This is a genomic window from Sediminimonas sp. (assembly GCF_024637375.1).
Lineage (GTDB): Bacteria > Pseudomonadota > Alphaproteobacteria > Rhodobacterales > Rhodobacteraceae > Sediminimonas.
The window spans coordinates 81,707-101,336 of sequence record NZ_JAGXFK010000018.1; the positions used below are offsets into that span (position 1 = coordinate 81,707).

The 19,630-nt window shown below is 65.9% G+C and carries 17 protein-coding genes, 1 tRNA gene and 1 riboswitch; of the genes, 5 read left to right on the forward strand and 13 right to left on the reverse strand.

Annotated features, from left to right (window positions below; all coding sequences use genetic code 11):
* Position 1: 1 nt before the first annotated feature.
* The 4 genes from Q0L89_RS02325 to aroC all read right to left on the reverse strand — a co-directional run bounded on the left by Q0L89_RS02325 (position 2) and on the right by aroC (position 6,456).
* A complete protein-coding gene (locus Q0L89_RS02325; RefSeq protein WP_296762223.1) occupies positions 2-1,189 on the reverse strand; it encodes an acyl-CoA dehydrogenase family protein in 1,188 nt (395 codons plus the stop codon).
* 1 nt (position 1,190) lies between these two features.
* Positions 1,191-3,293 carry a 3-hydroxyacyl-CoA dehydrogenase NAD-binding domain-containing protein gene (locus tag Q0L89_RS02330; protein WP_296762225.1) on the reverse strand — a complete coding sequence of 701 codons (2,103 nt, stop codon included), beginning with the start codon at positions 3,291-3,293 and terminating at the stop codon, positions 1,191-1,193.
* Between the two features lie 118 nt (positions 3,294-3,411).
* On the reverse strand, positions 3,412-5,106 hold the full coding sequence (gene ade, locus Q0L89_RS02335) for an adenine deaminase (RefSeq protein ID WP_296762227.1): 1,695 nt from the start codon (positions 5,104-5,106) through the stop codon (positions 3,412-3,414).
* 246 nt (positions 5,107-5,352) lie between these two features.
* The gene (gene aroC, locus Q0L89_RS02340; protein ID WP_296762228.1) at positions 5,353-6,456 is read right to left on the reverse strand and encodes a chorismate synthase; all 1,104 of its coding nucleotides are present in this window, start codon (positions 6,454-6,456) and stop codon (positions 5,353-5,355) included.
* A gap of 90 nt (positions 6,457-6,546) precedes the next feature.
* Positions 6,547-6,655, forward strand: a riboswitch (TPP riboswitch).
* 37 nt (positions 6,656-6,692) lie between these two features.
* On the opposite strand from aroC, the gene thiB reads away from it, so the two are divergent.
* Genes thiB through Q0L89_RS02355 form a run of 3 tightly spaced genes read left to right on the forward strand, consistent with a single transcriptional unit; the run spans position 6,693 to position 9,881 of the window.
* Positions 6,693-7,670 carry a thiamine ABC transporter substrate binding subunit gene (thiB, locus tag Q0L89_RS02345; protein ID WP_296762229.1) on the forward strand — a complete coding sequence of 326 codons (978 nt, stop codon included), beginning with the start codon at positions 6,693-6,695 and terminating at the stop codon, positions 7,668-7,670.
* A complete protein-coding gene (locus Q0L89_RS02350; protein WP_296762231.1) occupies positions 7,646-9,199 on the forward strand; it encodes an ABC transporter permease subunit in 1,554 nt (517 codons plus the stop codon). Before thiB ends, Q0L89_RS02350 begins: the two co-directional genes overlap by 25 nt.
* The gene (locus Q0L89_RS02355; RefSeq protein WP_296762232.1) at positions 9,186-9,881 is read left to right on the forward strand and encodes an ATP-binding cassette domain-containing protein; all 696 of its coding nucleotides are present in this window, start codon (positions 9,186-9,188) and stop codon (positions 9,879-9,881) included. The genes Q0L89_RS02350 and Q0L89_RS02355 overlap by 14 nt, the downstream gene beginning before the upstream one ends.
* Before the next feature lie 74 nt (positions 9,882-9,955).
* On the opposite strand, the gene Q0L89_RS02360 is transcribed toward Q0L89_RS02355, so the two are convergent.
* The 7 genes from Q0L89_RS02360 to dapF form a co-directional block, all read right to left on the reverse strand.
* Complete coding sequence (locus Q0L89_RS02360) at positions 9,956-10,744, reverse strand: cytochrome c1 (RefSeq protein WP_296762233.1); 789 nt, start codon at positions 10,742-10,744, stop codon at positions 9,956-9,958.
* Between the two features lie 16 nt (positions 10,745-10,760).
* Positions 10,761-12,083 carry a cytochrome b gene (gene petB, locus Q0L89_RS02365; protein ID WP_296762235.1) on the reverse strand — a complete coding sequence of 441 codons (1,323 nt, stop codon included), beginning with the start codon at positions 12,081-12,083 and terminating at the stop codon, positions 10,761-10,763.
* An 11-nt stretch (positions 12,084-12,094) separates the two neighbouring features.
* Positions 12,095-12,673, reverse strand: coding sequence for a ubiquinol-cytochrome c reductase iron-sulfur subunit (gene petA, locus Q0L89_RS02370; protein WP_296762236.1), 579 nt, complete (start codon positions 12,671-12,673; stop codon positions 12,095-12,097).
* A 221-nt stretch (positions 12,674-12,894) separates the two neighbouring features.
* The gene (locus tag Q0L89_RS02375; protein WP_296762237.1) at positions 12,895-13,500 is read right to left on the reverse strand and encodes a glutathione S-transferase; all 606 of its coding nucleotides are present in this window, start codon (positions 13,498-13,500) and stop codon (positions 12,895-12,897) included.
* A 69-nt stretch (positions 13,501-13,569) separates the two neighbouring features.
* Positions 13,570-14,190 (reverse strand): FMN-binding negative transcriptional regulator, encoded by a 621-nt coding sequence (locus Q0L89_RS02380; protein ID WP_296762238.1) that lies wholly within the window; start codon positions 14,188-14,190, stop codon positions 13,570-13,572.
* Between the two features lie 31 nt (positions 14,191-14,221).
* Positions 14,222-15,484 (reverse strand): tRNA (N(6)-L-threonylcarbamoyladenosine(37)-C(2))-methylthiotransferase MtaB, encoded by a 1,263-nt coding sequence (gene mtaB, locus Q0L89_RS02385; protein WP_296762240.1) that lies wholly within the window; start codon positions 15,482-15,484, stop codon positions 14,222-14,224.
* The gene (gene dapF / locus Q0L89_RS02390; protein WP_296762241.1) at positions 15,481-16,314 is read right to left on the reverse strand and encodes a diaminopimelate epimerase; all 834 of its coding nucleotides are present in this window, start codon (positions 16,312-16,314) and stop codon (positions 15,481-15,483) included. The genes mtaB and dapF overlap by 4 nt, the downstream gene beginning before the upstream one ends.
* Positions 16,315-16,420: 106 nt before the next feature.
* Between dapF and Q0L89_RS02395 the strand changes: the two genes are divergently transcribed.
* A tRNA-Lys gene (locus tag Q0L89_RS02395) sits at positions 16,421-16,496 on the forward strand.
* A gap of 77 nt (positions 16,497-16,573) precedes the next feature.
* Here the strand turns inward: Q0L89_RS02395 and Q0L89_RS02400 are convergent.
* Both Q0L89_RS02400 and Q0L89_RS02405 read right to left on the reverse strand, forming a co-directional pair.
* Entirely contained in the window at positions 16,574-17,800 is a 1,227-nt protein-coding gene (locus Q0L89_RS02400; protein ID WP_296762243.1) for a recombinase, read from the reverse strand.
* Positions 17,790-18,059, reverse strand: a complete 270-nt coding sequence (locus Q0L89_RS02405; protein WP_296762244.1) for a hypothetical protein — start codon at positions 18,057-18,059, stop codon at positions 17,790-17,792. Before Q0L89_RS02405 ends, Q0L89_RS02400 begins: the two co-directional genes overlap by 11 nt.
* 764 nt (positions 18,060-18,823) lie before the next feature.
* On the opposite strand from Q0L89_RS02405, the gene Q0L89_RS02410 reads away from it, so the two are divergent.
* Entirely contained in the window at positions 18,824-19,612 is a 789-nt protein-coding gene (locus Q0L89_RS02410; RefSeq protein WP_296762246.1) for a metallophosphoesterase, read from the forward strand.
* The last annotated feature ends 18 nt before the right edge of the window (positions 19,613-19,630 follow it).

Here is a 19,630-nt window from a genome sequence, read left to right on the forward strand (position 1 = left end):
CTTACAGCTCCAGCATCGTCTTGGTGAGGATATTGCGCTGGATCTCGTTCGATCCACCGAAGATCGAGGTCTTGCGGTTGTTGAAATAGCGCGCCGCGTTGTGGGCCGTGTCCTCGGGGCCGAACATCATGTTGCCGTCGCTTACGTGGCCGGGGAACGGCGCCGCCGCGGGGCCAAGTGCCCGGCGCGCCAGATCCTTCAACTCCTGATGGATGACCGTGCCCTTGATCTTGAGGATCGAGGTTTCGGGCCCCGGCGCGCCCTGTTCCTGCGCCTTGAACAGCATCCGCAGGTTGGTGATCTTCATCGCCTCCAGGTCGATCTCGGCCTGCGCGATGCGCGCCGCGAACAGCGGCTCGTCGATCAACCGCCCGGACCCGCGCCGCACCTTGCGCGCCAGCGCCTTGACCTCTTCGAGCGCCTGCATCGAAAAGCCCACCCCGGCGATGCCGGTACGCTCGTGCGTGAGCAGGTATTTCGCGATGGTCCAGCCCTTGTTTTCCTCGCCCACAAGGTTGGCGACCGGCACCCGAACATCGGTGAAGAACACCTCGTTCACCTCGTGCCCGCCCTCGATCAGGCGGATCGGGCGCATCTCGATCCCCGGCGTATCGAGGTCCACCAGGACGAAGGAAATGCCCTCCTGCTGTTTGACATCCGGGTCGGTGCGCACCAGGCAGAATATCTTGTTGGCGTGCTGGCCCAGCGTCGTCCAGGTCTTTTGCCCGTTGATGACATATTCGTCGCCATCGCGCACCGCGCGGGTTTTCAGGCTGGCCAGGTCACTGCCGGCGCCCGGCTCGGAATAGCCCTGGCACCACCAGTCGGTGCCATCCAGGATACGCGGCAGGTAGTATTCCTGCTGCGCCCTCGTCCCGAACTTGATCAGCACCGGCCCCAGCATGTTCAGCCCGAACGGCACGATCCGCGGCGCGTAGGCGCGGCAGCATTCCTCCTCGAAAATATGCTTCTGCACCGGGGTCCAGCCGGGGCCGCCGAATTCCACCGGCCATGTGACGGCCAGCCAGCCCCTGGAATTGAGCAGCGCGTGCCACTCCTCCATCATCGGTTTGGTCAGTTCCCCGCCGGAGCGCACAGCATCGGAAATATGGGCGGGCAGGTTGTCGGCCAGCCAGCCGCGCACTTCGTCCTGAAAGGCGCGGTCTTCGGCGGAAAAGCTCAGGTCCATCTCAGGCTTCCTTGTTCATGTCGGCGAAGGTCGTGCCGTCGGCGGCCATGCGGCGCAGGATGTCGGGCACTTGCCAGTAATGCGCATCCTCCTCGGCGTAGCCCTCGATGCGACGGACCAGTTCGGCCGCGCCGATGGTGTCGGCGTAGTGCAGCGGCCCGCCGCGAAACCGCGGGAAGCCGTAGCCGAACAGCAGCACCATATCCACATCCAGCGGGCGCCGTGCGATGCCGTCCTCGACCACGCGCGCGGCCTCGGAAATCATCGCGGTCATGTAGCGATCGATGATCTCCTGATCGGTGAACTCCTGCGGGGTGATCCCGACCTTGGCGCGCTCTTCGTCGATGATGCGGGCGACATCGGGGTTGGGGCGGATATCCTTGCCCTCGTAGACATAATAGCCCTTGCCGGTCTTGCGCCCGAACCAGCCTTGTTCGCAAATGCGGTCGGCCACCGCACCGGCATAGCGCTCATCGGGGTCGCGGCTGCCGGCCTTGCGCTTGCGCGTGGCCCAGCCGATATCCAGCCCCGCCAGATCGCCCACCTTGTGTGGCCCCATGGCAAACCCGAAGCCTTCGAGCGCGCTATCCACCTGCTGCGGCGTGGCGCCGTCCAGCACCAGGTAGGCGGCCTCCTTGCCGTAATGCGACAGGATGCGGTTGCCGATAAACCCGTCGCAGACACCGGCGCGCACGCCGACCTTTTTCAACCGCTTGGCAAGGGCAAACCCGGTCGCCACGACATCGGGCGCGGTCTTGTCGGCGACAACGATTTCCAGCAGTCGCATCACATGCGCGGGGCTGAAGAAGTGCAGCCCCAGAACGTCCTGCGGGCGCGCGGTGGCGGCGGCGATCTCGTTGATGTCCAGGTATGAGGTGTTCGAGGCCAGCACCGCGCCGGGCTTGCAGATCCTGTCGAGCTTGCCGAAGATATCGGTCTTGACGCCCATGTCCTCGAACACCGCCTCGATCACCAGATCGACATCGGCCAGATCGTCCATTGCCAGCGACGGCTCAAGCATCGCCAGCGTCGCGTCGCGCTTGTCGGCGGCCAGCTTGCCGCGCTTGACGGCGCCGTCGATATTGCCGGTGATCGTGGCCACGCCACGGTCCAGTCCCTCTTGCGCCACCTCGATCAGGCGCACCGGCAGCCCGGCCAGCAGGCAGGCGGTGGCGATCCCAGATCCCATCGTGCCGCCGCCGATGATGCCGACCTTTTCGATCCGGCGCGCATCGCCCTTGGCCTCGGGGATGTTGCTGACCGCGCGTTCGCCGAAAAAGGCGTGGATGAGCCCGGCGCGCTGCGGCGTGTCCATGCATTCCATGAACGCCGCGCGTTCGAATTGCAGCCCCTCGTCCAGCGGCGTCTTGGCGGCTGTGCGGATGCATTCGACGATCTTGTGCGGAGAGAACAGCAGCGCCTGCGTCTTGCGCAGCTTGTCAGCCGTCTGGTCCAGCGTGGCGTCGTCCGGCGTGACGTCCAGATCGCCGGTGCGTCGGGTTTCAAGCGTGCCGGTGGCCGCGTCCTGCGCCGCCTTCAGCGCCACATCGCGCGGCTCGCCCGTCTCAAGCCGGTCGATCACGCCGGCCTCCAGCGCCTCTTGCGCGGGCACATGGCGGCCCGACAGGCAGGCGTCCAGCGCAAAGGCAATACCCGTCAGGCGCGGCAACCGCTGCGTGCCGCCGGCGCCGGGCAACAAGCCCAACGCCACCTCGGGCAGGCCCACGCGCAGCCCCTCGATACCGACGCGCGCATGGGTAGCCAGCGCCAGTTCCAGCCCGCCGCCCAGGGCGGTTCCGTGCATGACGGTGACGACCGGGGTTTCGCAGGCCTCGATCCGGTCATAGACCTCGGGCAGCGCGGGCGGCTGCGGGGGCTTGCCGAATTCCTTGATGTCGGCACCCGCGACAAAGGTGCGCCCGGCCCCGTAGATGGCAATGGCCTTGACGGACGTATCGGCGTCGAGACGGGCAATGGCCTCGTCCAGCCCCTGGCGAACCACCTGCCCGGTGGCATTCACCGGCGGGTTGTCGATGCACACCAGGGCGATGTCGCCCTGCTTTTCGATGGAAATCAGGTCGTTCACCTGCTGGGTATCGGACATCTGTCACCTTCCTCGTGGAATTACTCGCCGGGCGTGCGGCGCACTTGACGCCGAAAACTAGTCGCTTGACGACGGCTCGTCAATAAATGGAATACGCTTCCGCAATGCGGAAATATTGCTACCCGATAATCTCGAACCGGGTCACGTCCACCATGCCGCGATCGGTGATCTTGAGTGCCGGAATCACCGGCAGCGCCAGGAAAGCCAGTTGCAGAAAGGGTTCCTCCAGCGTCACGCCCAGCGTCACCGCCGCCGCGCGCAGATCGACCAGGCGGTCGCGTACCTCCTCGAACGGCTCCAGGCTCATCAACCCCGCGACGGGCAACGCCAGTTCGGCCATCACCACGCCGCCGCGCACCACGGCAAAGCCGCCCTCGATCTCGCCCAGCCGGTTTACCGCCATCGCCATATCGTCGTAATCCACGCCCACTGCCACGATGTTGTGATGGTCGTGGCAGACGGTCGAGGCGATGGCGCCGGCTTGCATCCCGAAGCCACGCACGAACCCGGTGGCGATGTTGCCGTTGTGCCCGTGCCGTTCGACCACCGCGATGCGCGCCAGATCGCGCGCCGGGTCGGGGTGCTTGTCGCCATCGGCAATGGGCACATCTTCGTGCAGATGCTCGGTGATGATCTTGCCGTCCAGGATACCGATGACGTCGGTTTCTTCGCGGTTCGTGGCTGTGCGGAAATCCGCCGCCGTCACCCGTGGCGCGCGAACCGAACCGCGCCCCACCGGCGCGACGTCGCCGCGCGCGGCAAAGGCGGCCGGTGTCATCTCGCGTCCGGCGCAGAAAACCCGCGCGGCGCGGCACTCTTCCAAGCTGTCCAGCACCACGATATCGGCCCGCCGCCCCGGCGCGATCAGGCCCCGATCACGCAGGCCGAATGCCTCGGCCGCCGACAGGCTGGCGGCACGGTAAACCGCCAGCGGCGAACAGCCCAGCGCGATCAGGCTGCGAATCATGTAATCGAGGTGCCCGTGCTCGGCGATGTCCAGCGGGTTGCGGTCGTCGGTGCACAGCGCCATGTAGGGCGCCGTCACGTCGCTCAGCACCGGCGCCAGCGCGCGCATGTCCTTTGAAACCGATCCTTCGCGGATCAGCACCCGCATCCCGCGTTGCAGCTTCTCGCGTGCCTCCTCGGCGGTGGTCGCCTCGTGCTCGGTGCGGATGCCAGCGGCGACATAGGCGTTCAGGTCGCGCCCCGACAACAGCGGTGCATGCCCGTCAATGTGGCCGCCGCGGAACATTTCCAGCTTGGCCAGCACGCCCGCGTCCTTGGCCAGCACGCCGGGGTAGTTCATGAACTCGGCCAGCCCGATGCCCGACGGATGTCCGCGCAGGTCCGCCAGGTCCCGCGCCCCGATCCGCGCGCCCGATGTCTCCATCTCGGTTGATGGCACGCAGGAACTGAGCTGCACACGGATGTCCATCAGCGTATGTTCCGAGGCCCGCTGGAAATAGCGGATGCCCTCGACCCCGATCACGTTGGCGATCTCGTGCGGGTCGCAGATTGCCGTTGTCACCCCGCGCGGGCCGACACAGCGGTCGAACTCGAACGGCGTGACCATCGAGCTTTCGATATGCAGATGCGTGTCGATGAAGCCGGGCACCAGGATGTGGCCGCTCACGTCGACAACCTCGCGCCCCTCGTAGCCGGCACCGATGCCGACAACGGTGTCGCCGCAGATGGCCACGTCGCCCTCGATCATCGCGCCGGTGACCAGGTCGAACACCCGCCCGCCCCGCAACACCAGGTCGGCGGGCACCACCCCGCGCCCCTGGTCGATCAGATCACCCAGTTCCGCCATCTTGTTTCTCCTGTTGCCGAGGGCTCTACCCCGGCCCGCATCACCTGCGCCACCAACATAACAGAACCTGAAAGCCCGCGCCCATGCCCCGACGCCGCGCAAGGTGCGAGCGCCGGAGCCTCCGGCGGGGATATTTGTGGCCAGAAGAAACGCGCATCGCCGTTTCGGTCACATCGCGCATCTTCATCTTTCCAAAAATACTCAATAACGAAACGGTGGCCGCGAAAACGCGGCCTGGTCTGAACGTCACCCGATCGAGCCGCGGTTGTCGCCCACCTGACCGCGATGCAGCAGCAGATGGTCTAGGATCACGCAGGCCATCATCGCCTCGCCCACCGGTACGGCGCGGATACCCACGCAGGGGTCATGGCGGCCCTTGGTGACGATCTCGGTCGCCTCGCCCGCCTTGGTGATGGTCTGGCGCGGGCGCAGGATCGAGCTTGTCGGCTTGACCGCAAACCGCACCACCACCTCCTGCCCGGTACTGATCCCGCCGAGGATGCCGCCGGCGTGGTTGCTGGAATAGACGGGCTGGCCATCGTTGCCCATGAATATCTCGTCGGCGTTGTCCTCGCCGGTGAGCGCCGCCGCTGCCATGCCCTCGCCGATCTCGACCCCCTTGACGGCGTTGATGCTCATCATCGCGGCGGCCAGGTCGGTGTCGAGCTTGCCATAGACCGGCGCGCCCAGCCCCGCGGGCAGCCCCCGCGCCACCACCTCGACCACCGCGCCGACCGAATTGCCGGCCTTGCGCAGCCGGTCGAGGTAATCCGCCCAGTCCCCGGCCGCCTGCGCGTCGGGGCACCAGAACGGATTGGCGTCGATCTGGGACCAGTCGAACCGGTCGCGGTCTATCCCCAGCGTTCCGACTTGCGTCATGTAGCCTTTGATCTCGACCCGCGGTGCCAACGCCGCGACCGCCGCGCGGGCCAGCCCGCCGGCGGCCACGCGCGCCGCAGTTTCGCGGGCGCTGGAGCGCCCACCGCCGCGATAGTCGCGGATGCCGTATTTCTGCCAATAGGTGATGTCGGCATGGCCGGGGCGGAATTTCTCGGCGATGTCGCCGTAATCCTTCGACCGCTGGTCGGTGTTCTCGATCATCAACTGTACCGGCGTGCCGGTGGTCTGGCCTTCGAACACCCCCGACATTATGCGCACGGCATCCGCCTCGCGCCGCTGGGTCGTGTATTTGCTCTGCCCCGGCTTGCGCCGGTCCAGCCAATGCTGGATCGCGCCCGCGTCGATCGGCACGCCGGGCGGGCAGCCATCGACCGTGGCGCCAATGGCCGGCCCGTGGCTTTCTCCCCAGGTGGTGACGCGGAACAGGTGGCCGAAGGTGTTGAGGCTCATCGCGGGCTCCTTTGGGCACGGGTCTAGCGGGGGCGCGCGCACCGCTCAAGCGGTTTCGGGTTGAAGCGAACGCGGCAGCGGCCTAGGTTGCGTGACACCTCGGGGTGCCCCGCCGCGCGCAGGGCTGAGATGCCATTTTGGCGAACCCGTTGAACCTGAACCGGTTAAGACCGGCGGAGGGAAGGGTTGGATTCGCCTCCTGACTTGCTCCGCCCGTCGCAACAAAGGAGGATGCCATGAAGTATCTTGCACTTGCCACGGGACTGTTCGCCGCCACCATCGCGGTGGCCGAGACACCCACGCTTACCGTCTATACCTATGACAGCTTCGTCAGCGACTGGGGCCCCGGGCCCGCGGTCAAGAAGGCGTTCGAGACAACCTGCGACTGCACGCTGAAGTTCGTGGGCACCGGCGACGGCGCCGCGCTGCTGGCGCGGCTGCGGCTGGAAGGGGCACGCACCGATGCCGACATCGTGCTGGGCCTCGACACCGGGCTGACGGCGGCGGCCGCCGAGACCGGGCTGTTCGCGCCCCATTCCGTCAGCGCCGAATACGATCTGCCCATCGCCTGGGACGATCCGCTATTCGTGCCGTTCGACTGGGGGTATTTCGCTTTTGTCGCCAATGCCGGGGCCGACCTGCCGGCCAATTTCCGTGACCTGGCCGCCAGCGACACCAGTATCGTGATCCAGGATCCGCGCTCGTCCACGCCCGGGCTGGGCCTGCTGATGTGGGTGAAAACCGCCTATGACGGCGACGCCGAAGACATCTGGCGCGGGCTGTCGGATAACATCGTCACCGTCACCAAGGGCTGGTCCGAAGCTTACGGGCTGTTCCTGGAAGGCGAGGCCGACATGGCGCTTTCCTACACCACCTCGCCCGCCTACCACATGATCGCCGAAGATGATGACAGCAAGGTCGCAGTGCCCTTCGACGAGGGCCACTACATGCAGATCGAGGTGGCCGGCAAGCTGGCCGGTACCGACCAGCCCGAACTGGCCGATCGCTTTCTGGAATTCATGACCGGCGAGGAGTTCCAGTCGATCATCCCGACCACCAACTGGATGTATCCCGCCGTCATGCCACAGGGCGGTCTGCCGGATGCGTTCGATACCCTGATCGCGCCGGAGAAATCCCTGCTCGTCCCCGCCGATGAGGCTGACGAGGTGCGCGACAAGGCGCTCGAAGAGTGGCTGCGCGCGCTGTCGCGATAGCGCGCGGCGCGCCCGGGCATGTCGCGGCGGCGCTGGTCGCCGCCGTGATCCTCGCCCCGGTGGCCGCGGTGCTGTGGCGCGCAGGCGGGGGCGGCTGGCCCGGCCCCGCCGATTGGGCCGCGCTGCGCTTTACCCTGACGCAGGCGGCGCTTTCGGCGCTGATCAGTGTGGCGCTTGCCATCCCCGCCGCCCGGGCGCTGGCGCGGCGGCGCTTTGCCGGGCGGCGATTGCTGATTACCGCGCTCGGCGCGCCATTCATCCTGCCGGTGATCGTGGCCGTGCTGGGGCTGCTGGCGGTGTTCGGGCGTGGCGGGCTGGTCAATGCCGGGCTGGATGCGCTTGGCCTGCCGGGGATACGCATCTACGGCCTGCACGGCGTGGTCCTGGCGCACGTCTTTTTCAACCTGCCGTTGGCCACGCGGATCATCCTGCAAGGCTGGCAATCCATCCCGGCCGAGCGATTCCGGCTGGCTGCGAGCCTCGGGATGACACCCACCGACGTCATGCGCCACCTCGAATGGCCGATGCTGCGCGCGATGCTGCCCGGCGCCCTAATGGTGATCTTCGCCATCTGCCTGAGCAGTTTTGCCGTGGCGCTGACGCTGGGCGGCGGGCCCCGTGCCACCACTGTCGAGCTGGCCATCTACCAGGCGTTCCGCTTCGATTTCGACCTCGGCCGCGCGGCGGTGCTGGCCAGCATCCAGTTGGCGCTGGTCACGCTGGCGGCGCTGGCGGCGTTGCGCGTCACGCAAGCGGGCGGGTTCGGGGCCGGGCTCGACCGCAGCTTGCGCCGCTTCGACGCCGAAACGCCGGCCTTGCGGCTGCTGGACGCGGCCGTGCTGTTGCTTGTGGCGGCGTTTTTGCTGACCCCGATGGCAGCGATCGTCTGGCGCGGCGGCGCGGCGCTGGCCGGGCTGCCCGTCGCGGTCTGGCGCGCGGCGGCCGTGTCCTTGGGGGTCGCGGCGGCCTCGACCGTGCTGACGCTTGCGCTGGCGCTTCCGATGGCGCTGGCGGCGCTCAAGCGCCCGTGGCTCGAGGTGGTCGGCCTGCTGGGCATCGCCGCCTCGCCGCTGGTCATCGGGGTGGGGTTGTTCGTGCTGATCAACCCGTGGGCCGACCCCACGGCGCTGGCCCTGCCGGTGACGGCGCTGGTCAACGCGGTGATGGCGTTGCCCTTCGCGCTGCGGGTGATGATCCCGCAATTGCGCGACACCGTTGCCGATTTCGGCCGCCTCGCCGACAGCCTGGGGATGCGCGCGCGCGACCGGCTGCGGCTGGTGATTCTGCCGCGGCTGCGCCGGCAGATCGGTTTTGCCGCCGGGCTGGCGGCGGCCCTGTCGATCGGTGACCTGGGGGTGATCGCGCTGTTCGCCGACCCCGATATCGCCACGCTGCCGCTGCAGATCCTGCGTCTCATGGGCGCCTACAGGATGGACGCCGCCGCCGGCGCCGGGCTGCTGTTGCTGACGTTGTCCTTGGCGGTGTTCTGGCTGCTTGATCAGGGAGGGCGCGCCGATGCTGACGCTTGAGGCCGTCGAGATCCGCCAGGGCGCATTCCACCTTGCGGCCGATTTCAGCGTCGAGACCGGCGCCCGCGTCGCCATGATCGGGCCCAGCGGGGCGGGCAAATCGACGCTGCTGGATGTCATTGCCGGGTTCCTGCAACCCACGGCGGGTCGAGTCCTGTTGGACGGGCTCGACATCACCGCCCTGCCCCCGGCGCAGCGAGGCTGCGCGATCGTGTTCCAGGACAACAACCTGCTGCCGCATTTCACGGTCGCGCAGAATATCGGGCTGGGGGCGCGGCCCGACCTGCGGCTTGACCGGGCCGACCGCCAGCGCGTGGCGCACGCGATCGAGCGGGTAGGGCTGACCGGGTTCGAGGCGCGCAAACCGGGGCAGCTATCGGGGGGTCAGCAGGTGCGCGTGGCGCTGGCCCGCGTGCTGGTCCAGCGCCAGCCGCTGGTCCTGCTGGACGAGCCCTTTGCCGCGCTCGGCCCGGCGCTCAAGACCGAGATGCTGGGGCTGGTGGACGAACTGATGGATGAAACCGGCGCGACGCTGCTGATGGTCAGCCACGACCCCGCCGATGCCCGGCGGATCGCGCCGCGCACCGTGCTTGTCGCCGACGGCCGCGCCGAACCTCCGTGCGATACCGGCGCCCTGCTTGCCGATCCGCCCCCGGCGCTGCGCCGCTACCTCGGGTCGTGACCCCGGCCGCCCATGGAAAAGCCCCGCCCGAGTGATCGGGCGGGGCATTCATTGTCCGCATCAGGCTCGTTGGATCAGGTGGATTTCCTACCCTTGATCGGTGCCCAGATACGCTTGTTGGTCAGGTACAACAGCACGGTCAGCACGGTCAGGAACAGCACCCCGACCAGGCCGGCATGCTGGCGCGCCATCATCTTGGGCTCGGCTGCCCACATCAGGAAGGCGGCCACGTCCTCGGCCTCGCTCTGCACGTCGTTGGGCGCGCCGTCGTCGAATTCCACATCCTCGCCATAAAGCGGCGGCGCCATGGCGATCCAGCCGCCGGGGAAGGCGGTGTTCTCGTAGAACAGCGTGCCCGCTTCCATCTTGTCTTCGCCGGTATAGCCGGTGAGGATTGCCGTGATGTATTCCGGCCCGCCCATGCCCTTGAAAAGCTGGCTTAGGCCAGTGCCATAGGGGCCGTGGAACCCGGCGCGCTTTTTCGCCATCAGCGACAGGTCCGGCGCGTTGGGGTCCATACCTTCGGGGAAGTGATCGGTCGGCTTGGCCGGGCGGTAGTCGTCCAGCGCGGGGTCGAACACCTCGTAACGTTCGGCGTAGGCGCGCACCTGGTCGTCGGGAAGGTTCGGCCCGCCCTCGTCACCCAGGGTGCGCAGGGGCACGTATTTCATGCCATGGCAGCTTGCGCAGACCTGCGTGTAGACCTTGAGCCCGCGCTGCAGCTGGTTCTGGTCGAAGGTGCCGAAGGGGCCTTCGAAGGAAAACGCCACGTCCTCGATGTGGCCCTCGCCCTCGGCGGCCAGCGCCATCCCACCCGAAAGGGTCAGGGCGGCAACTGCGGCAAGGCTTAGTTTCTTGAGCATTGTCCCGTTTCCTTTCTTATTCGGCGGGGGTGCCGGCTTTGCCGTAATGGGCCGCGAAGTCATCCTCGATCGTCTCGGGCTGCGGTTCGGGCTTCTCTAAGACGCCCAGCAGCGGCAGGATGACCAGGTAGTAGGCGAACCAGTAAGTCGCCCCGATCAGCGAGATGATCGAATAGGGCGGCTCGGCGGGCATCGCCCCGGCCCACGTCAACACCACGAAATCGAGGCACAGCAGCGCGAACCACCACTTGAACATCGGGCGGTAACGCCCCGAGCGCACACGGCTGGTATCCAGCCACGGCACCAGGAACATCACGATGATCGACCCGAACATCGCGATCACACCGAAGAACTTGGCGTTGATGATCCCGCCGGTGATCCAGCTTGCGAACATCACCACCCAGACATCCGAGGTGAACGCCCGCAGGATGGCGTAGAAGGGCAGGAAGTACCATTCCGGCACGATATGAGCGGGAGTGGCGAGCGGGTTGGCCTCGATATAGTTGTCGGGGTGGCCCAGGTAGTTGGGCATGAAGCCCACGACCGCGAAAAAGATGATCAGGATCACGCCCAGCGCGAACAGGTCCTTCATCACGAAATAGGGCCAGAACGGCACCGTGTCCTTTTCCGCCTCGGCCTTCGATCCGCGCCGCACCTCGACACCCGTGGGGTTGTTGTTGCCGGTGGTGTGGAAGGCCCAGATATGGATGGCCACCAACGCCGCGATGACGAACGGCAGCAGGTAGTGCAGGCTGAAAAAGCGGTTCAGCGTCGGGTTGCCCACCGCCGGCCCACCCAGGAGCCATGTCTGGATCGGTTCGCCGATCAACGGGATCGCGCCGAACAGCCCGGTGATCACCGTGGCCCCCCAGAACGACATCTGCCCCCAGGGCAGAACATAGCCCATGAAGGCCGTTCCCATCATCAGCAGGTAGATCAGCATGCCGATGATCCAGGTGATCTCGCGCGGTGCCTTGTACGAGCCGTAGTAGAGCCCGCGGAAAATGTGCAGATACACCGCCAGGAAGAACAGCGAGCCGCCGTTCATGTGCAGATAGCGTAGCATGTGCCCGCCATTCACGTCGCGCATGATATGTTCGATGCTGGCGAAGGCCAGATCGACATGCGGCGTGTAATGCATCGCCAGGATGATGCCGGTCACGATCTGCAACGCCAGGCAGAAGGTCAGGACGATGCCCCAGATCCACATCCAGTTCAGGTTCTTGGGCGTGGGGATCATGATCGTGTCGTAGAGAAGCCCGACGATGGGCAGGCGGCTGTGCAGCCACTTCTCGCCCCGGGTCTTCGGTTCATAGTGATCGTGCGGAATTCCAGCCATGATGCGTATCCTCAGCCCAGTTTGATCGTCGCGTCGTCGACGAATTCGGCCACGGGCACCGGCAGGTTCTCGGGCGCGGGCCCCTTGCGGATGCGGCCTGACAAATCGTAGTGCGAGCCGTGGCAGGGACAAAACCAACCACCGATATTGCCATCGAGCGCGTAATCACCGGCGTTGCCGATCGGCACGCAGCCAAGGTGCGTGCACACACCCATCTGAACCAGCCATTCGCCGGCTTCATCAAGCGCGCGGTTCTCGTCGGTCGCGGGAACCTGGCCGTCTATATTCTCGTTGCGCGCGATTCCGTCGGGTAGTTCCGACACTTCGACGGCGCGTGCGGTCTCGATTTCGGCCTCGGTACGGCGGCGGATGAACACCGGCTTGCCCAACCATTTCACGGTCAGTTGCGTGCCTGGCTCGACACCGCCCACATCGACCCGGATCGAGCTGAGCGCCTGCACGTCCGCCGAGGGGTTCATCTGGTTCACAAGCGGCCAAACGGCAGCACCTGCGGTTACGGCACCTGCGCCGGCGGTGGCGTAGTAGAGGAAATCTCTGCGGGTGCCTTCGTGATCTTCTGCGTGGGACACGAGGGTTTCTCCATTCTTCGGCCGGTTGGCCCGTGCGTTTGATGTCCGTGCGTACACGACCTATCGGGGTGCTATTTAGCGGGGGATTTCGCTCAGGTCCAGCGGTCAATGCCGTGCGCACGCGACAGAGCGCGACGCAGCGGTGATCTGTCGCGCTCACCCGTGGGCCGCCCGTGACCGCGCTCGCCTCCCCCGCCGCGCCGGGGCGCGTGCGGCGGGGCTCAGTCGCGCGGCTGCGTGGTGGCCATCGCGGGGCGCTCGGCAAAGCGGGCATGCCACTCCGCCAGCGCCACGCGTCCCTGCCGCCAGTTGCGCGCATCGTGGCGGAAATCAAGGTAGCCCAGCGCACAGCAGACCGCGATCTGCCCCATGTCCAGCGGGCCCGACAGGTGGCTCATCCAGCGGCCTTCCAGCGCGTCGAGCGCCCGGGTCACCTTGGCCCACTGCGCGTCCATCCAGCCGTCGAACACCTTGTCGGCCGGGCGCAGGCGGGTCTCGTAGGTGATGCTCACCGCGGCATCCATGATCCCGTCGGCGGTGGCCTCCAGGGTCAGCGTCTCCCAGATACGAGCGTCGGGGTACAAGCCGCCGCCCGCCCGTGCATCCAGGAACCGCGTTATGACCCGGCTGTCATAGATCGCCGGGCCGTCGGTGCGGATCAGCGCCGGTATCTTGCCCAGCGGGTTGGCGCTCGCGACCTCGTCGGCGGTGGCGACAGGCGAGGTCTTTACCTGCACCAGTTCCACGTCGTCGGTCTGTCCGGTTTCGTCCAGACAGACCAGCACCTTGCGGACAAAGGGTGAGGCCGGTGAATAGACTAGTTTCATGCGCGCGCTCCGTTGCTGCGTTCGCGGGCCACAGTACAGCGCCTGTCGCGCCGTGCAAGGCGCGGCGGATCAGCCCGCGTCGGGCGGCGCGCGCATCAGGCCGGCCAGCGCCGCAAGCTCGGCCCCGATACCGGCCTCGACATGGTCGGCCGCACGCAGGCGCACCGTGTCGGCCTTGTTCTGGTTCAGCTTCCAGGTACCCTCGATCCCGTCCACCTCCAGGCGGAAGGGCAGGATCTGGCGCATCATGCGGTCCAGCGCGCTCGCGTCCATCTTGTCGGTGGTCCAGGGCGGCTTGCCGGCAATGCGCGCCTCGAAATGATCCGACAGCCGGTCGAGATGCGCACGCATGTCGCCCGGCTCCAACGCCACCAGGCGCCCGCGCAGATGCACGGCGACATAGTTCCAGGTGGGCACCTGACCCTCTGCGCCGTACCAGTCGGGCGAAACATAGCCATCCGGCCCGGTCACCGCGATCACCGCCGGCACCGGCATGGCCAGCCGCGCGATCGGGTTGGATCGCACCAGGTGCATCTCGACCCGGTCCGCGTCGGGCGACAGCAGCACAGGCACATGCGACATCAGCGGCCCGGCATCGCCGTTCACCGCCAGCGTGCCAAAGCCACGGTCGCGGACAAGAGCAATGTCCTGCGGCGTGCCTGAAGTGCGAAAGACGGGGTTGGGGTGCATTACAATGTCTCCTGGGTCTCGGCGCGCGCGGTCAGGCGGCGGTCAGTTGCGAGGCGTCGTGCCCGGCCATCCGGGCCGTGACGATGGCGCCCTCGGGACGGTCGCTGCCAAAGGCCACTTCGGCGAAATGCGGCGTGCGGCCCATGCGCGGGCTTTCCATCAGCACCGGATGGTCGCGACCCACCTGTGCCGCCAGGTGCGCCGCCACGCGCGCCTTTCCCGCCGCCCGCAACCGCGCCGCCCGGTCCTTGATCGCGCGCCCGTCGACCTGCGGCATGCGCGCCGCCGGGGTGCCGGCTCGCGGGCTGAACGGAAAGACATGCAGCCATGTCAGGCCACAGTCTGCGACCAGCCGCAGCGAATTGTCGAACATCGCCTCGGTCTCGGTTGGAAAGCCCGCGATGATATCGGCGCCGAAGGTGATGTCGGGGCGCAGGCGCCGCGCCTCCTCGCAGAAACGGATCGCGTCATCGCGCAGGTGGCGACGCTTCATCCGTTTCAGGATCAGGTCGTCGCCGTGTTGCAGGCTCAGATGCAGATGCGGCATCAGGCGCGGCTCGGTGGCGATGGCCTGCATCAGGTTGTCGTCCGCCTCGATGCTGTCGATCGAGCTGATACGCAACCGCGGCAGATCGGGCACCAGCCGCAGGATGCGCATGACCAGGTCGCCCAGCCGCGGTTGCGCCGGCAGATCGGCGCCCCAGCTTGTCAGGTCGACGCCGGTCAGGACCACCTCGTTGAACCCGCGATCGACCAGCCGCTTGATCTGCTCGACCACCACGCCGGCGGGTACGCTGCGCGAGTTGCCCCGCCCATAAGGGATGATGCAAAAGGTGCAGCGATGGTCGCAGCCGTTCTGCACCTGCACATAGGCGCGGCTACGGGTACCGAACCCGTCGATCAGATGACCGGCGGTTTCGCGCACGCTCATGATGTCGTCGACCTGCACGCGCTCCGTCTCTCCGGTGAAATCGGGCGCCAGCCGCGCCCATGTGTCGGGCTGCATCTTCTCGCTGTTGCCGATCACCGCATCGACCTCGTCCATCGCGGCGAATGTCTGCGGCTCGGTCTGCGCGGCGCAGCCGGTCACGATCAGCCGCGCCTGCGGGTTCTCGCGCTTCAGGCGGCGGATTTCCTGGCGCGCCTTGCGCACCGCCTGCGCGGTGACGGCGCAGGTATTGACCACCACCGCGCCCTCGACCCCGGCCTGCGCCGCCAGATCGCGCATCGCCTGAGTCTCGTAGCTGTTCAACCGGCAGCCGAGGGTCGAAAAGATCGGCGTGCGCGCGGTCATGACACCGCCTCCAGGAATTCGGGCGTCAGCCAGCCGTCGGCCACGTGCATCGTCGGGCCGGTCATCCAGACGCCATCGTCGCGCCATTCCACGTCCAGCGACCCACCGTCCAGATCGACGCGCACCCGCGGCCCCGTCAACCCGCGCCGCACCGCCGCCACAGCCACCGCGCAGGACGAAGAGCCAGAGGCCGGCGTGACGCCCGCGCCGCGCTCCCACACCCGCACGCGCAGGCGGTCGGGGCCGGTCAGCGCGGCAAACTGCACGTTGGTGCGCTCGGGGAACAACTCGTGCGTCTCGATCGCGGCGCCGCGCGCGGCAAGGTCAACGGCCTCGGCATCGTCAACGAAAAAGGTGCAATGCGGGTTGCCCATGCCGGTGGCAACCGGCGCCCCCTCGATCGGCAGGGCCAGCGTGTCCACCTCGCGCGCCAGCGGCACCTCGCGCCAACCAAGCTGCGGCGCGCCCATGTTGACGGATGTCATCCCGCCGCCGGCATCGCGGGCCGCAAGCTCGCCGCGCGCGGTGGACAGGTGCAACACCTCCTTGCCCGTCTCGCGCATCAGGTGGCGCGCGATACAGCGCGTCGCGTTCCCGCATGCCGCCGATTCCGAGCCGTCGGCGTTATAGAACGTCAGGTGCGCATCCCCCGCCCCGGCCGAGATCACCGCCAACTGGTCGAACCCGATGCCGCGGCGCCTGTCGGCCAACGCGCAAATCAGCGCCGGCGGCAGATCGATCGCGCGCGCACGCGCATCCACGACAACGAAATCGTTGCCCAGCCCGTGCATCTTCATGAAGGGCAATTCCGCCCGTGCCTGATCGCTCATGGCCGGGCATATAGACCGCGCCGCGCCGCGAATCCAGCCGCCACGCAAGAAACCGGCGATTCGGGGTTGACCCCCCGCCCCGCGCTTTCTAGATACCGCGTCCAGTGGGCCGTTAGCTCAGTTGGTAGAGCAACTGACTTTTAATCAGTGGGTCGCAGGTTCGAATCCTGCACGGCTCACCACTGTTTCAAGCACTTAGCAGAAGTGCGCCAGACCTGTTGGAACGTGTTGGAACGATGATGTTCGCGAATTGATCCAACTACTTTTTGCGGCGCAGTTGGACGATCTGGTTCGCCCCCTCGCTTCGGCTCCTCGAGTAGCGGTTCGTCGTCGAGACGCTGGCGTGCTGAGCCGCATCCCGGAGCGCATATGGATCGACCCCGAGGCTTTTCGCTTCGGTGACTGCGCCGGCTCTCACATCCATCATCCAGATGTTTGCCGGCAGACCCGCAACCTTGCGCAGACGTGCCCAGGCCTGTGACCAGCCGCTGATCGTATAGGGCAGCCCATGTGCACGCGTGGACCGAATCACCGGTCCGACCGGCTCATCGGGGCGCAAGAGGCGAAGCCGGGACTGGATTTCGGGCAGCGGAGCGAGATCAAAACAATAGGGCTCGGGCAGGCTTTTTGCCGTCTTGGAGATCACCTTCGAAAATCCGCTCAGATCGGGGTCGAACATGTCCCAGGTCAGGCCATCCTGCCAGCGCTTGCCATTTCGGATGATACCGCCTTCAAGCTCATCCGTGGCGAGCCATTGACCACGCACATCGACCGCTCTTAGGGTCAGCTCGAACTGCAGCAGTATGCCCAATGCGAAATCCGGCATGCCCTCTGCGTCAGCTTCGGCGACGATCTTGTAGACCTGCTCACGTGTCGGCGCCGCTTGCCGGCCGGCACCAACCTGGAACCGCATCTCGCCGAGTGTCTCCGCAACAGCAGCCGCTTCCCTGATCTGCAGCGCTTTTCCGTACCGCGCTACGCGCCGGAGCGTATTGAAGAAGCGATGGATGTAGGAAACGGACCGCCCCTTTTCCTCCATGGCCTTTTGCGCTCGCTTGATTTGCTCGTAGGTCAGATCCTCGATCTGCATATGCCCCACAACGACTTCCAGCTTTGCAAGCTGCTGAAGGTAGCCCTGCTTCGTGTTTCCCTTCACCTCGTGTATCGGCGAAAACTCGTCAGATTTGTATCGGCCGATCAGATAGTGCCAGGAGCCAAGCTTGACCTTCGAGTGATCCAGACCTTCCCACCAGCGCAAGAGCTCCCGGGTGAGCTGGCGGCATCGCAACGCCCGCTCTTTCTGGTGCCCATCACCGGGGTGGCCGGGTTCTCCAACCTTCACCGCTTTCACATTGTAACCGGCGGTCAGGTATTTCGATGGGCACTTCCAGCGTGCCTGTCTGTGATGAGGGTCTCTGCCCGACCACGACAGGCAGGGCGCGTACAAGGGATCAGAGCCATTCCACAAGGCTGACTTAAACGGCATTCAGATTTATCTCCTCCCTGGTGCGTTCTTGATAGATCGAAGGGGCAGACGCATCTGGAATACGGCGGCGCTGTGCGATCCACGCATCTACATCGCTCTTGTGGTAAAGGTCGGTGACATGATCTTTCTCTGGAAAGCCCTCAGCCTTCAGGGCCTCGCGTTTGCGAGAGAACTGATCCTTGGTCATCCCGAGCCGTTGCGCAGCCCAGGAGACCGAGCCGTAGGCGCTGCCGTCGTTAAAAGTGAGATCGCTTCTCATACCGGAATTTCTCCGTTTTGTGAGATGTTTGGGGATCAGGGGGCAACTGTCAGGACGAAGCATCCCGTCTTGCAAGTAGAGTCAGTTGTCTATCTCGCGCCCATTCGAGCGAAAGCCATGAGGCCCAAAAATCTGTGGCACAGAAAATATATGGAAGCTCAGCTGGGCCGACCATATGTGGTAGCCTCACCGAACCGTGCCCGACCCACAACATATTGTGGGTCTAAGCAACGAGCGACAGCTTACAATACATGCAGTCTTGTCCCACTCACCTCCAGATTAGAGAGTTGCGGACAGGTGTGCAATGCTCCCAATAGTCATTTTGCAAAAAAGATTGCAGTTGTGTATTGCAATCTGTATCTGGTGTGATTCGATTTGATGTGGTGCGGTGTGATGTGGAGCAAAAGATATTGCACCAAACTCCGACGCCAGCCCATTTCCATACAGGGACTCACTTCGAAAAAACTCGCTGACGCTCGCTTTTGTCTCGTGGCGCCTGTAGTCGCTGGGAAGATTGATTATTGATACCGGGAGACTTAACGCATGCTGCGCGCGCGAGGCCGATCAATTGATCCGACCCCCAGACCGCCAACCCGACGAACCACACCAAACCGAAGCCGACCCTGTCACACCGCACCACGACGAAGCGACGGACACCAAGTGATACCGAGCCCAAGCACACCACAAGCACATCAAAGGCTCACAGGCATACTCGCCGCTGAGCGCCAACCAGACCGAGAGCGGCTTTCAGTGGATGTTCCCGGATGAAGGGACTTCTGTCGCGAATACTCAACCGCGGGGCGCCGCCCGTAGAGCCCGAGGTCGCCCCGGCGAGCGCAGACCTGCAACCCGAGCGCCCCTTCGTGGCCATCGGCGACGTGCATGGTCGTGTGGATTTGTTGCTGGAGATCGACCGGCTGATCGAGGCGCGCTGCCCCGGATGGCCGGTGGTGTTTCTGGGCGATTACGTTGATCGCGGCGAACAGAGCCGCGATGTGCTGGATCTGTTGATGTCGGTTTCGCCCCAAGACACGCCGCCGGTCGTTTGCCTGATGGGCAACCACGAACGCATGCTGCTGGATTTTCTCGACGATCCTGCGAAGAACGGGCCGAGATGGCTGAGAAACGGCGGCTTGCAGGCGCTGGCCAGTTTCGGCGTTGCGCCGCCGCGCGGCGGCAGCACCGATCCGGCGGCGCTCGATGAGGTGCGCGAGCGGCTGGCTGCGGCGATGGGCGCGGCGATGATCGCGTGGCTCAGGGCGCGCCCGCTGTCATGGCACAGCGGCAATGTCTGGGCCGTGCATGCCGCTGCCGACCCCGAGCTGCCGATGACCGATCAATCCGACAATGTGCTTCTCTGGGGCCACCCCGAGTTCCTCCGCAAGCCGCGCGCCGACGGGCAATGGGTTGTCCACGGTCATACTGTCGTCGAGGCGCCGCAGGCATCGGCAGGGCGGATCGCGGTGGATACCGGTGCCTACGCCACCGGGCGCCTGACCGCTGCGGCAATCAGTGCCGATGGTGTCAGTTTCATTCAAACCGGAGAAGGCTGAGGCGGCGGCGCGCACTCC